Annotated in this window: 8 protein-coding genes and 1 pseudogene; all 9 read left to right on the top strand. The window is 53.0% G+C overall.

What is annotated here, in order from left to right; all coding sequences use genetic code 11:
- Window positions 1-18: 18 nt before the first annotated feature.
- The 9 genes and pseudogenes from LA756_RS02080 (at window position 19) to LA756_RS02040 (ending at window position 14101) form a co-directional block, all read left to right on the top strand.
- A complete protein-coding gene (locus tag LA756_RS02080) occupies window positions 19-633 on the top strand; it encodes a sigma-70 family RNA polymerase sigma factor (RefSeq protein WP_224438231.1) in 615 nt (204 codons plus the stop codon).
- Window positions 634-2337 (top strand): FecR domain-containing protein, encoded by a 1704-nt coding sequence (locus LA756_RS02075; protein ID WP_224438230.1) that lies wholly within the window; start codon window positions 634-636, stop codon window positions 2335-2337.
- Between the two features lie 224 nt (window positions 2338-2561).
- A complete protein-coding gene (locus LA756_RS02070) occupies window positions 2562-5036 on the top strand; it encodes a DUF1592 domain-containing protein (protein ID WP_261362076.1) in 2475 nt (824 codons plus the stop codon).
- A 19-nt stretch (window positions 5037-5055) separates the two neighbouring features.
- Window positions 5056-6342, top strand: a complete 1287-nt coding sequence (locus LA756_RS02065) for a DUF1552 domain-containing protein (protein ID WP_224438228.1) — start codon at window positions 5056-5058, stop codon at window positions 6340-6342.
- Window positions 6339-9398, top strand: a complete 3060-nt coding sequence (locus tag LA756_RS02060) for a DUF1553 domain-containing protein (protein WP_224438227.1) — start codon at window positions 6339-6341, stop codon at window positions 9396-9398. Before LA756_RS02065 ends, LA756_RS02060 begins: the two co-directional genes overlap by 4 nt.
- A gap of 1 nt (window position 9399) precedes the next feature.
- Entirely contained in the window at window positions 9400-10848 is a 1449-nt protein-coding gene (locus LA756_RS02055) for a DUF1501 domain-containing protein (protein ID WP_224438226.1), read from the top strand.
- Window positions 10849-10982: 134 nt separating this feature from the next.
- Window positions 10983-12431, top strand: a complete 1449-nt coding sequence (locus tag LA756_RS02050) for an SMP-30/gluconolactonase/LRE family protein (RefSeq protein ID WP_224438225.1) — start codon at window positions 10983-10985, stop codon at window positions 12429-12431.
- Window positions 12432-12523: 92 nt separating this feature from the next.
- Window positions 12524-13048: pseudogene (locus tag LA756_RS27280) on the top strand (DUF1587 domain-containing protein); the annotation flags it as partial.
- Between the two features lie 123 nt (window positions 13049-13171).
- Window positions 13172-14101 carry a DUF1595 domain-containing protein gene (locus tag LA756_RS02040; RefSeq protein ID WP_224440482.1) on the top strand — a complete coding sequence of 310 codons (930 nt, stop codon included), beginning with the start codon at window positions 13172-13174 and terminating at the stop codon, window positions 14099-14101.

Here is a 14101-nt window from a genome sequence, read left to right as displayed (position 1 = left end):
CTATGAATCACCTCGTAAATGCACATGGTGTTGCAAATGGAAACCCCCTTGCTTCAAGACCTGAACGACGCCGCCGAGTCCGTAAAAAGCGGTGATAAATCCGCATACCGACGAATCGTCGAGCAAATGCTTCCAATATTACGTGCCTATGTAATTTCAAAGAGCATGCCGGGAATGGACGTTGACGACATCGTTCAGCGTACGTTTATTGAGGCGTACCAGAGTATCGGACAGTTCAAGAAGGGAACCGATTTTCGGGCTTGGCTTGTCACCATTGCTCGCTATCAAACACTCAGCGAAGCTACCCGCTTGAAACGTCAGGCCGATTATCACTCACGTTTCCTTCCGGTTGAAATTTCTCGGCAGATGGAGAAGCGGTTAGCCGAAGACCAATTTGAGGACCATCGCCTTCCTTTTCTCCAAGAGTGTCTCAAGAACGTTCGGAAGTCATCCCGTGAACTTGTGCGTCGCCGCTACGAAGAAGACCTTTCCATGAATCAAATTGCAGACGTCATGAAACGTACTTCCGGTGCCGTCAGAAAGGAACTTTGCCTGATCAGAAAGCAACTGCACGAATGTGTTGAGCGCAAATTGGCTCTGGATGACTTTCCGAACCACGAGGAGTCCACTTAAATGCTGACGCCGCGAATGGAAGAGTTGATCAACGCGATCCTCGATGGCGAGGTATCCGAACAGGACGTAGCAGAGTTGCAGTCTCTGATCGTCGACCGACCTGGGTTTGCTGAAGAACTTGCTGACCGTATTTCGGAACACCGACTGCTGGGTCTTATCTTCCAACCCTTTGATGAAAAATTATGCGTCGATTCGATCATGCGTGAAATCTCAAACGAGGAGAGATCCACCGCGGACAGAATTGTCGGGAACATCGAAAGGCTAGATGCATGCGGACCTGCGAAAGCACCAGCCGAACGAGATTCATTCGCCCAAGGCCGGCAGTGGCTACTGGGGTTGTCCCTCAGTATCGCAGCTTCGTTGGTGGTGTTTGTAGCCATCTGGTACACAGCTACAACGCAAAATGGCAATCTGACGAACCCCTCGAATTCTGGCAATTTCCCTGAAAACGAAACAGGCGTTCCTCTTGCCACTTTGCTTCTCGAGTCGGACTGTGTCTGGGAGGCTCAAACGGGTTTAGGGGAAGGGAAACGGCTTACGCCTCAGACACTCAACTTGGTTTCTGGAACCGCCATTGTCCGATTGGATGGTGGTGCGAAAGTCATCATGACCGGCGAGACGTCGCTTTCTCTTGTCTCTGCCGGACATGCTCAACTCCGCTACGGTGATGTCGTCATTCGTGCTGAATACGGCGCTGACGGATTCGAGCTCACGACACCGGCTAGTCCCCTCGTAGACCTCGGTACCGAGTTCGCCGTTCACGTAGATCAAGCTGGAAATACCGAAGTCCACGTTCTCGAGGGCGAAGTCGAGTACGTTCGCGGAGACTCCCCCGATGTCCTTCTCGAAGGAAAAGCGATTCGTTTTCAAGGGTCGGATCGAACGATTCAAGATGTAGCGATGAACGCGCCCCGATTCGAAGAGGTAGTCAAGAGAGTTAATCCTAAGCCCCAACCGCAACGGATGTTCGCCTACGAGGGCTTCTTTTATGAACCGGGTGTTCTGTCCCTTGACGAGACCACCAAGGGTAAAGGGTGGGCGGGGCCCTGGCGACTACGTCAAGGCGAGGAGCTAACATTCCCGGCATCTGACAGTTCGCCCGATCATTTTAATATTGTTCACGGCCAGATGAATGTAACTTGGCCGGTTCCAGGTGGCCGTCAAGGTATGCTTCAGCTTCCCTCAGGTGGAGCGTATTACGTACGTCCACTCGAGGATTCGATTGATCTCGATCAGGATCAAGTAACGTATTTCAGCTTCATGGTAAGGGAAACCGAACGACCAACTACGAAGAAAGCACGCGTTCGTGAACGCCTTAGACTGACCTTTCGGGACTCAACCAAATACTACAACGAATTCATCAGCTTCGGGCAAGGGCCGGGATTCCAGCCACATATTCATACCGGGGGCGGCATCGCCCACGTCAGTCCGATCGAACTTCCCGCGGAACAGACCACGCTGTGGATCGGAAAGATCATCTCGACGAAGAACGGTGAAGACGAGATTTATTTCCGTGTTTATGGGGAAGACGACGTCCTTGGATTCGCGGAGCCTGCAACTTGGCACGTGGTGTCGCGAGGTGTCACTCTCAATGGCCATCTCGATCGTGTTTTACTTAGCTCCAACAGTAGTACCCCATGCATTGTTGACGAATTGCGAATTGGTCCGACGTGGCGGAGCGTCGCTCCGATGTTAGAGAAGTAACCTAAGAAGCCCCTAAAATGAAACGTTTACCTGCATCAATCGAGGCACGCATGTCGAGGACTCTCGGTCGACAATTCTGTCAAGTCATTGTTGTTTGCTTCAGTTTGTTAGCGGGCGTCGCCCATTCAACGAATGCAGCGGATTCAATTCGTAGTTTCGTTGAATCTAATTGCCTCGACTGTCATCAGGGATCAGACGCGGAAGCAAGTTTCGATCTGTCATCATTGAAGTTCGAACTCAATGACCCCGTGGTACGTCGCCAATGGATCAAAGTATTCGACCGCGTTGAGGCCGGCGAGATGCCGCCGGCGGAATATGGTGAGGTGGAACGTGATGAAAAATCGAAGTTCCTTGCACATCTCAAGCTACCGTTGGTCAAAGCAGTACGCATGGAAAATCAAACGGACGGTCGTAGTGTCGTCCGCAGATTGAACCGCGTTGAGTACGAAACAGCTCTCAGCGATCTACTCGGTCAGCCGTTTCGCATTCAGGAGCGGCTGCCCAAGGACGCCAGGCAAGATGGATTCGATACCGTGGGCGCAGCACTCAATGTATCGTCGGTGCAGATGGAAGCCTATCTGGAAGTACTCGACGATGTACTCGACGAAGCAACCACTTTGTATCCCCAACCGAAGCAACAGCAATGGAAGCTGGATTACAGGGATACCCATGGAATCACAGAGGAGTATCGCCGAACAGGGCCCTTTCACATTTTGCCAGACGGTGTCGCTTTCTTCGCTCCCGAAAAGCACGCACATCTCAACGCTGTGTTGGATCACTTTACGATTCCCTATTCCGCAAAGTACCGGGTCAAAGTAACGGCCTATGCTATTCGAAGTGATGAGCCCATTACTTTGACGATTCGCACCGGCGGACCGGGACACAGCGAGAGCGATGAAGTCCCCAAAACACTACTCGGCCACAAGACCGTACATACCGGCGATCCTCAGGTATTCGAGTTTGAACAGCGTCTCGAGAGAGGACAATTTTTTCGCATCTATCCGTCGTCGCTGCCCTACATGCGATTCGTTCCCAACTTGAAGGTTCGACAAAAGGACTACCAGGGGCCCGGTGTTGTCGTGCAGTCAGTGGAAGTCGACGGCCCCATCATTGATCAATGGCCGCCGAAGTCGCACCAGCAACTCTGGGAAGGCGTACCGACAGAACCGCTACCCGATGTTGAGCTCAACAAAGATCCCAACGAGCATCTATTGAAGCCGCCGTCGGACATCGCAAAGCCGCGGTTGACGCTATTGCCCAAGGACAAGCGAAACAAGGAGTCCGGTAATCAGTGGGTGTACGATCCCAAGCAAGGCGTCGGGGGAGAACGAATTTACCGTCGGAATCGCATTCCTGATCCGCTTCACCCGACCATGCGGTTTGCTCCTAAACACCCAAAATCAGAAGCGACCCGACTCATTACGCGTTTTCTTCCGATCGCCTACCGCCGGCCCGTTTCGGATACTGAGGTTCAGCTCTTCGAAAACCTCGTCCATCGTTGGCTGGACGAGGGAGACGACTTTGAAACGGCGATGCGAGCCGGTTACAAGGCTATCTTGTCCTCGCCAGGCTTTCTTTATCACCAGGGGAGTCTTCCCACCGCCAGCCAAGAGTCTAATGAATTAAACGAACACGCGTTGGCCGAACGGCTCTCCTTCTTTCTCTGGAGCAGCATGCCCGATCGACAACTACGCGAACTGGCCGACGACGGAAAGCTATCCGATCCAAAGGTTTTGCGAAGCGAAGTCGAACGGATGCTAGATGATCCGAAGTCGAATCGGTTTGTGAATGACTTTCTCGATCAGTGGCTTGACCTTCGTCAGCTCGATTTCACCTCACCAGATTCCGATTTGTATCCCGAACACAATCCTGTTCTGCAGTGGTCGCTCGGCGAGGAAACAAGGAGGTTCTTCTCGGAACTGCTTTCCAGTGACCTGAGTGTTCTGAATGTTATCGACTCCGATTTTGCCATCCTCAACAGCCGCTTGGCAGAACATTACGCGATTGACGGTGTCGATGACATGGAATTTCGCAAGGTAGATCTTTCGGAAGATTCAGTTCGTGGTGGAGTTTTGACTCAGGCCAGTATCTTGAAGGTAACCGCTAACGGAACGACCACTTCGCCGGTCGTTCGGGGCGTATGGGTCCTGGAGCGGATTGTCGGCACGCCTGCGAATCCACCTCCACCGGGCATCCCGGCTATCGAACCGGACATTCGAGGAGCAACGACCGTCCGTCAACAACTGGAACAACACCGAAGCAGTGCCAGCTGTGCTACCTGCCATAAGAAGATTGACCCGCCCGGTGTCGCTTTGGAGAACTTCGATGTCATTGGAGGATGGCGTGATCGCTATCGTGCCATCGATCCTGAGAAGGCTGATATCAAGGTCGCCTACCTGCCCAACAAGAGTGTGCCCATCAAGTACAAGACGGGATTGCCCGTCGATTCGTCCGATACACTGCCAGACGGACGTCGCTTTGAAGATGTGCGTGAGTTCAAGCAGATCCTGCTTACGAATCCTGATCAAGTGACGCGAAACCTGATTGAGAAACTAGTCACCTACGCCACAGGAGCTCCGATTTCGTTCGCTGATCGCGTCGAAGTCGAACAGATTATCGAGAGCACCCGTCCGACTGACCACGGGCTTCGATCCGTGGTTCATGCAATCGTTCAAAGCGAGATGTTCCGCACCAAATAACCTAATGAGACGATCCCCAATGAATTTATCCATCCCATCACGTCGCACCTTCCTTCGATCTGCTGGTGTGACGCTCGCCCTCCCCATTCTCGACTCGTTGTCCACGTCTGTCGCTTCCGCCGCTCAGCCAAAATGGAATTCCGACGGTGTTCCACGTCGAATGGTGTGCATTTGTAACAACCTGGGGTTACATCTTCCGTACTTCATCCCCGAGGGGACCGGTCGCGGCTGGAAGCCGTCGCCTTACCTAAAGGAATTGAACGCATTTCGAGATCAGATGACCGTGTTCAGCGGCGTATCGCACCCGGAAGTCGATGGGGGACACCCTGCCCAGAAAAGCTTTCTCACTTGCGCTCCGCATCCTGGAGGGAACAGTTTTCAAAACACAATTTCGCTCGATCAGTATGCGGCTGACTTCATCGGTCGTCAGACTCGCTATCCGTTTCTTGCCCTTTGTGCCAATGGGAACGACACGCTTTCGTGGACGCGGGCTGGGGTGCCAATTCCAGGTGCTACGCGTCCGTCGCAAGTGTTCTCGAAGCTCTTCTTAACCGGTAGTTCGTCCACGATTGCCGCCCAGGTCCGAAAACTCCGGCATGGCGAAAGCATCATGGACACTGTGCTGCAACAAGCCCGGAGCCTTGAAAAGCGACTTAATGGCGAGGATCGTGTGAAATTCGACGAGTACGTCACGTCGGTCCGCGAGGTCGAGCAACAACTTGTTCGACAGCAGGAATGGGAAAAGAAGCCTAAGCCTAACGTCGATGCGAAGCCACCCAAGGATATTGCCGGGCAGGCCGATGTCATCGGACGGGCGGATCTGATGTTTGATCTGACAAGTCTTGCGCTGCAAACTGATTCGACCCGATTGGTGACGATCATGATGGAGGGCTTCTTCATTGTTCCACCCATCGAAGGCGTCGAAGAAGGTTATCACACCGTATCGCACCATGGGCAAAACGCGAGAAAGCTCAAACAACTGGCAATTATCGAGACCGAGCACATGAAGGCCCTGAGAAGGCTGCTCGGCAAACTCGATCAAACCAGCGAACAAGGTGATACGCTACTTGACCGCACTATGGTGTTGTACGGCAGCAACATGGGCAACGCGAGCAGTCACGACAATCGCAACCTGCCGGTCATCCTCGCAGGTGGTGGGTTCAAACATGGCCAACACCTGGCATTCGATCAGTCCAATAACTATCCACTGCCGAACTTGTTTGTCAGCATGCTTCAACGACTCGGTATCGAAACCGACACCTTCGCCAGCAGCACAGGCACCATGCGTGGATTGGAGTTTGCATGAGCCCCCTTGGCAACGCAAAGGGAAGAGCAGGTCGACTCCAACATGCCTTGACGATTTCTGTCGCTACGCTAGGAATCGTGATCGCAGTGGCAGTTCAGTGTTTGTCAGACGAGATCGATTTCAATCGTGATGTGCGGCCGATCCTGGCTGACAATTGCTTTGAGTGCCACGGACCGGACGAATCGAGCCGCGAAGCAGACCTGCGTTTCGATCTGCCAAACGATGTACTGCAATCCACGATCTCAGTTGGCAGCCCTGAGGAGAGCCTGTTACTTAAAAGGCTCATTTCCACAGACGAGTTTGAGGTAATGCCACCTCCTGACTCGAAGCGGAGGCCAACCGCCGACCAGATAGAAATCTTGCGGCGGTGGACTCATGAGGGGGCCAAGTTTGAGACGCATTGGAGTTTCGTTCCACCCAAACGCCCGGAAGTGCCCGCCGTTTCCGATCCAAGTTGGCCGCGAAACGAAGTCGATCACTTTGTCCATCGACATCTGGCTGCTGAAGAACTAACTCCGAGTGCCGATGCAGATCCCCACGTACTTGCTCGCAGGCTGAGTTTGACTCTTACCGGGCTTCCTGTCCTTCCAAGTGAAGGCAATCAGTTCGCGGTTGAATATGCGAGAGATCCAGATCTGGCGATATCGAGATTTGTCGACGGAAAGTTGGCTTCATCCGCTTATGGTGAACACTTAGCTTGGCGATGGCTCGACGCGGCCCGCTACGCGGATACCAACGGTTACCAAGGCGATGGGTATCGCATCATGTGGCCATGGCGAGACTGGCTGGTTCGCAATCTGAATCAGAATCTCCCCTTTGACCAAATGACCAAGCAGATGCTTGCGGGTGATCTCCTGATGCCGCCGCAAACCCAGGCGTGGGATTCTGCCGATTGGATAGAAGACCGTCACGCCAATGAATCACTTGTCGCGACTGGCTTTCTGCGGAATCACCGATACGACACTGGCAGTGCCACGATCCCGGAAGAATCAAAGTTTGAGAATGCAACAGATCGCTTGGAAACGGTAGGAACGGTATGGATGGGTTTGACGCTTCAGTGTGCCCGCTGTCATACGCATAAGTTTGACCCGATCCAGAATCGCGAATACTACCAATTGCTGTCGTTCTTCGATAAAGTTCCGGAAGTAGGTTCGGCATTGAAAGAGGCGTCGCATCCTTACATTCATGCGCCCGGTGACGAACACCGTGAGGAGCTAGCTAAGCTTCAAGCCGCAGCTGCCAAGTCGGAAAGGCTGTTTTCTCTTGCCTGTCAGGACCTGGGTGCCAGCCAGGCTTCATGGGAAGCGACGCTCTTCAGGCAGGATACCCCATTCGTACGAGTAAAGCGTGGGCTGCGGCATCGCTTTGCGGAGAGCCCCATTCAATTCGATGGCAGTCGTTCCATTGAGAAGTCGAACGATCCAATCTCCCTCTGCGCGGGTGACAAACACTGGACGATCTCGTTTTGGTTCCAACCGGAAGCCGATGTCGACGGGGCAATCTTCTCGAGTGTGGAGGAACCCGAACGCTACCGCCCTGGCATTCAGGCCGACTACGTTGAAGGAAGCATTCGAGTTCGGCACGTCTGTCGCTGGCTGAATAGCTACATCGAATTCAGATCGACCGAGAAACTGAATGTCGGCCAGTGGTACCACGTGACGTTCAGCTGTGACGGACGCATGCAGGGGCTCGCGTACCAGGCGGCGCTCAATGGATCGCGTGAGTCGATGATCTGTACTCATTCGGTCACCAATGATAGTGCGGAAAAGAGCGGTAAAGCGCCCCTTGTTCTGGGCGGCAGCCCATTGATGGATGGCTTTCAGGGAAAGCTTCACGACCTTCGATTTTACGATCGACTGCTCAGTAAAGACGAGATTCGCTCACTTGCCGATCGCAGATCGACGTCAGAGATCGCTCAGGTTCCCGCCGCTTCGAGAACGGCAGCAGAATCGGCCACGATGCAATTAGCATTTCTCGAAAGCGTTGCATTGCCCAAGGAAGTCCAGCGGTTACGAGACAACACATTTGCAAGCCAGGCAAAGCTGTTAGAAGCTATTCGGTCAACTCCTACTGTCATGGTCATGAAGGAATCTCGTACCGAAGACACCAGAATACGATTGGCTGGCGTCTACGATTCGCTCGGCGATGCGGTCCATTCGGGGACTCCCGCCTTCCTGCCCCCGATGCCCGAGGGTACGAAAGACCGTTTGACGCTCGCCCGGTGGCTAACCAGCCCTGAACATCCCTTGACGGCTCGGGTTGCCGTTAATCGAATTTGGCAGCATCTGTGGGGAGCGGGACTGGTGGATTCTCCCGAAAACTTCGGCACACAATGCCCCAAGCCCATCCACGCAGACCTCCTCGACTGGCTGGCAACGGAATACATTCGTTCTGGCTGGGATACCAAGGCCCTCATCAAGCTCATCGTCACGAGTCGTACATTCCGGCAAAGTTCGTACGCGAGCGATCAGCTTTGGGTGGCCGATCCTGAGAATCGCCATCTTGCGCGTGGCCCTAGATATCGGCTTCCCGTGAACATCGTTCGCGACCAGGCACTCATGCTCAGTGGGCGACTCAATTCGACAGTAGGAGGTCCGCCAGTGATTCTGGATGAGGTTCGCGGAAAAGATGGTAAACCGATGAAGGTTCCCTTCGAACAGTCGAATTGTCGGAAAACGATTTACTCCTTCTGGAAACGAAATTCGCCTCATCCTCTGCTGGCGGTGTTTGATGTGGCTGATCGTAATCAATGCGAGGTCCGCACTTTGCGAACGAACACACCACTTCAGGCATTAGTAACTTTGAATGAGCAGGGATTCGTGGCCTCTGCCGAAGCATTCGGCAAGCGAGTTCGTGAATCTGGCGACACCAACGCCCAGCAGCTTGCATGGGCTTGGCAGGCCTGCACCGGTCGGAAGGCGACCGTCAAGGAAATTGCGTCACTTCAGGCATCCTTTAGCAACTACTTGAAACTGACTTCAGGTGATGAAGACCTTGCCTGGACGGCACTATCCAATGTTCTGCTTAACCTCGACGCGACACTGAACCTGGAGTGAAATGAACGTGAACAATCCAACTCCGCCCCAGTTGACACGTCGCGGGGCGTTCAAGGGAATCGGTGGCATGCTGGCGACCGGCGCGCTGCACCAATTGCTTGGATCAAACGTCCAAGCCGAGGCTCGTCGCGCAAACCCTCCTGGGACGCCCGGTTTTCCCAGCTTCGCTCCCAAAGCGAAACGCGTGATTTATCTTTTTCAGGCCGGAGGCCCATCGCAGATCGACCTCTTTGATTACAAACCCCTGCTCAAGAACTGGGACGGAAAAGATCTACCTCAGTCCGTAATGGGAGACGTCAAGTTCACCGGAATGGTCAACGGTCAGGCACACTTTCCGGTGGTCGCTCCTCGCTGGCGGTTTGGCCAGCATGGCAAATCAGGTGCATGGGTAAGCGAGCTATTCCCAGAGTTTGCCAAAGTGGTTGACGACGTCTGCTTTATCAAATCGATGACAACAACCCAAGTAGATCACGACGGAGCGATCACCTACTTGCAGACAGGACATCAAATCGCCGGCCGTCCTGCCATGGGAGCCTGGGCTGCCTACGGCCTGGGAAGTGTGTGCGACGATCTACCCGCATTTGTCGTCTTGCGGACGAGCAAGGGAGGATCGTTCCTAATCGATCGCCACTGGGGTGCCGGTTTTCTACCCTCACGGTATCAGGGCATTCCCGTGGGTGGGGCAGGACAAGAGCCTGTTCAATACCTGAGTAATCCCAAGGGTTTCACTTCCGAGCTCCGAAGCCAAACGATTGCCGATATTGCGAATTTCAATCTCCAGCATGAACAGCGTGTCGGTGATCCGGAGATTAGCACTCGGATCGCTCAGTTTGAGATGGCTGCTCGCATGCAGATGAGCGTGCCCGATTTAGCCGATTTCAGTGACGAACCTCAGCACGTACTGGACCTTTATGGTGACGATGTTCGGCAGCCTGGGAGCTATGCGTACAATGCATTACTAGCTCGACGTCTTGCCGAACGTGATGTTCGTATTGTCCAGGTGTTTCAGGGAGGGTGGGACCAGCATTCCAACCTTCCCAAACAGATTGAAGAGTACGCCAAGTACACCGACCGAGCCAACGCTGCGTTAATTTGTGATCTTAAGCAGCGAGGGATGCTGGATGATACGCTCGTCATTTGGGGAGGTGAATTTGGTCGAACTGTTTTCTGTCAGGGAAAGCTGACAAAGTCGAACTTTGGTCGTGAGCATCACCACCTAGGATTTACGATGTGGATGGCGGGGGCCGGCGTTAAGCCAGGTACGACCTACGGTCAAACCGACCCATGGAGCTTTCACGCGATCGAGAATCCCGTGTCGGTTCATGACTTGAATGCCACCCTGCTTCACTTGCTTGGTATTCATCACAAACATCTGACCTATCGCTTTCAAGGTCGTGACTTTCGGCTGACTGATCTGGCAGGAAATGTAGTCCAGGGGATCCTCAAATGAATACGTCAGCCATAACATCTCCTCCCTTTAAGTGTTGTCTTCCAAGGTGTCGCTCATTGCATCATTTCTGCTGGCTAATCGGGATACTACTGAGCAGCTTGGCAACAGTCTCACATGCGAAAGAGCCGATGGGGATGGCAACCTCAAAGCCGTACGCAACAATGCCGATCACGCTGCCTGGGCGAATCGAAATCGAACAGTTTGATCGGGGAGGCGAAGGAGTCGCGTATCATGACAACGACCGAAAGAATTTAGGCAATGGGCAATTGAACTTGCTCTTCGATAATCCGGAAGCTCTCTTTCGGCGGAGTGAAGGTGTCGACTTATCCTTCACAAAACTAGCTCAAGAGGGAGTTGCCGGTGATCGTGATATCAATGGTCAAAGTGAACCGGAAGGCGCGATCTACCTAGGCTGGACCAAGCCAGGCGAGTGGATCCGTTACACGGTCCATGTTCAAAAGTCAGGGCGATATCGTATTTCTGGACACGTTGCCTCAGCCAACGAGGGAGCAAGTTGCGCGATTACTTTTGACCGAAACCAAGGCAAGACTTTGATCGCACTGCCCCGCACAGGGAGCGGGCACCGCTGGAAGAACGACAAGTATCTTGGTCATGTTGATCTCGTGGCCGGTGATCAAACGCTGACAATTGAAGTGGGAGACATCGGGGGATTCAATATCGATTGGCTCGAACTTAAGCTTGATACAGATGGTGAAGGGAACGAGTCTCCGGTTCGTCGTTTCCCAGTCCAACGCCTAAGAAACATTCACTTCCGTACCGTCGCCAAATTCGATTGGTTTCCTGAGGGACCAGCCTACCGAAAGTCTGACAATCGCTTCTTCTTCTCGGGTGCCAATGCTCTCACTCGTGTTGATTTGAACGGAGAGTTGCATGCCGTACTTTTAAGTCCAGGTGGCGGTGGTGTGCATTTTTTGCCGGATGACTCAGCACTAATTATCGGGCAGACAGGTTTGCGAAGAGTATATCCTGACGGACGAGTTGCGTTACTTGTCGATGGTAAAACAATTGGACCTGGCAACGATCTCAGTATTGGTATTCACGGTGAGATTTACTTTAGCGTCCCGAACGATGGCATTTATCGCCTGACCGCTGGGCAGGATGGGCGATTGCAACGAGTCTGCGGCGATCGTTGCAACGGATTGGAAGTCGATCCATCAGGCAAATACCTCTATGTCGCTGGTAGTCGTGTGCAGCGGTACCCACTGGATATCGCTCGCCCTGACTTAGGTAAGCCTGAAGTCATCTATGAGTTTCCCAAAGGTCAAGGTGGTGGTGATGGTTGCGCATTCGATGCTTGGGGAAATTTTTACAGTATGCACTTTCGCACTGGAACAATTCGCATCTTCGATCCCCATCAGAAAACGCTACTTGGTGAAATCCCGGTTGGTGTTGTTCCGGCATCCAATTTGACTTTCGGAGGCTCCGATCAGTCTCAATTATTCGTGACGGCTGGTGCTCCGAAGACCAAGAATTGCCAGGTGCGAATAGCCGACATTGGCATCCAGGGATTTCTGGGGCACCCTGGCGACACGAGCTATCCAATGCTTCACTTCCTCGATTAGAGAGCTGATCCCGATGGGTTAACGGTTGAAAAGTAACGCGGCCCGCAATTCTCAGTTCGTCTTCGCTACCAGGATAGGATTCCCAAAAAGTAATGCACCTTACCCGACTACTCTGCACGACAAACCTGAAAACGAGAATCTTTCTTGCTTTCGCCTGCCTGAGCTTTTTGATGCTGTCTCCGGTTTGGGCAGAAGTCCCTCCGCGCATTGCCTCTTTCGGTGAGAATCACTGTCTTGATTGTCATAGCTCTGGCGAAGACTCAGAAGGGGGATTCGACTTGGAGTCCCTTACTTTTGAACTCGAGGATGCAGATTTGCTTCAGCAGTGGGTCAAGGTGTTTGATCGCGTGCGAAAAGGAGAGATGCCGCCACAAAGTGCCTCCCAGCCATCCCCAGAAGAGAAAACTGCTTGGGAATCTGAATTGTCGCGACGACTGATCACTGCGGATCGTCAACGACAACGCGAGGAGGGTCGTGGAGTTATTCGGCGATTGAATCGCTCTGAGTTCGAGACTGTATTGAGCGACCTGTTTCAAATGCCGCATCTTATCCGTGGCGAATTGCCAGAGGATGGACGAAGTCATGGATTTAATACGGTTGGTGCCGCATTAAATGTGTCTTCGGTGCAATTGGAAGCGTATCTCAATGTGATCGACCAGGTTCTGACCGAGGCGACAACATTGTACCAAGAGCCACAGCGAAGGATCCATCGCCTGACGTTTCGAGAAGACAGCAACATCATGCAAGCCTATCGAAAAACGGGCCCCTATTTGATTCAGGACGACGGTGTTGCTCTCTTCGCTACAGAAAAGTTTTCGCACATGAATGCGGTTATTGGTGCGTGGACGGCACCATTCAAAGCCAGATATCGAAATAGGGTTTCAGCCTATGCCGTGCGATCCCAAGATCCTGTTATTGTTTCGCTTCGGGCCGGAGGTACAGGGCATGCCGAGTCGAACCACGTCCCGCATATTTTTCTCGATCATTTCGCAGTTGACGAAGGCGAGCCACAGGTCTTTCAGTGGGAAGGCTGGTTAGAACGAGGGCACTACTTGCACGTCTATCCGACCTCTTTGCGTCCCATGCGTTTTCCGGGCAAACGCGAGCAATTCCGACAAGCCCAATATCAGGGCCCCGGGGCAGTGATCCAGTGGGTGGAAGTCGAGGGCCCCATATTTGATCAATGGCCTCCACCATCTCATAAAACGCAGTGGGGAGAACTGCCTACAAGGCGAAAGAAAGGTGTTGAACGAAACATCGATCCAATTGCGCACCTGAATAAGCCACCCGGGAAAATTGCCAAACCACGCCTTACGGAAACAGAACCAGACTCTGAGACGGGCAACAAGTGGATTTATGATCCGCAACGGCAGAAGGCGGGTGGTGAACCAATTTATCAGAATGCTTCCATCCCTAAGCCTTTACACTGGACTCAAGAACTCGTTCCCCACGATGGAAAGAAAGATTCGGCCGCGTTGTTGTACGACTTTGCCCAACGTGCGTTTCATCGACCGGTAAGCCAAGAGGAAATCGCACCCTTTGTAGCGCTCACTCATCGCTGGCTAGACGAGGGCCGCGACTTTGAGTCCGCTATGCGAGTTGGTTATAAAGCCCTCCTCACCCTCTCCTGGCTTTCTCTATCATCAAGCTTCGCTAGACAATTCGTTTGA

The organism is Bremerella sp. TYQ1 (genome assembly GCF_020150455.1).
GTDB lineage: Bacteria > Planctomycetota > Planctomycetia > Pirellulales > Pirellulaceae > Bremerella > Bremerella volcania_A.
This window is presented reverse-complemented; position numbering and strand designations above follow the sequence as displayed.

What these genes read in the sequence shown, in the direction of transcription:
- LA756_RS02080 (WP_224438231.1), top strand. Translation starts at nt 19, where the DNA reads ATGCACATGGTGTTGCAAATGGAAACCCCCTTGCTTCAAGACCTGAAC.
- LA756_RS02040 (WP_224440482.1), top strand. Translation starts at nt 13,172, where the DNA reads ATGCAAGCCTATCGAAAAACGGGCCCCTATTTGATTCAGGACGACGGT.
- LA756_RS02065 (WP_224438228.1), top strand. Translation starts at nt 5,056, where the DNA reads ATGAATTTATCCATCCCATCACGTCGCACCTTCCTTCGATCTGCTGGT.
- LA756_RS02060 (WP_224438227.1), top strand. Translation starts at nt 6,339, where the DNA reads ATGAGCCCCCTTGGCAACGCAAAGGGAAGAGCAGGTCGACTCCAACAT.
- LA756_RS02075 (WP_224438230.1), top strand. Translation starts at nt 634, where the DNA reads ATGCTGACGCCGCGAATGGAAGAGTTGATCAACGCGATCCTCGATGGC.
- LA756_RS02050 (WP_224438225.1), top strand. Translation starts at nt 10,983, where the DNA reads ATGGCAACCTCAAAGCCGTACGCAACAATGCCGATCACGCTGCCTGGG.
- LA756_RS02055 (WP_224438226.1), top strand. Translation starts at nt 9,400, where the DNA reads ATGAACGTGAACAATCCAACTCCGCCCCAGTTGACACGTCGCGGGGCG.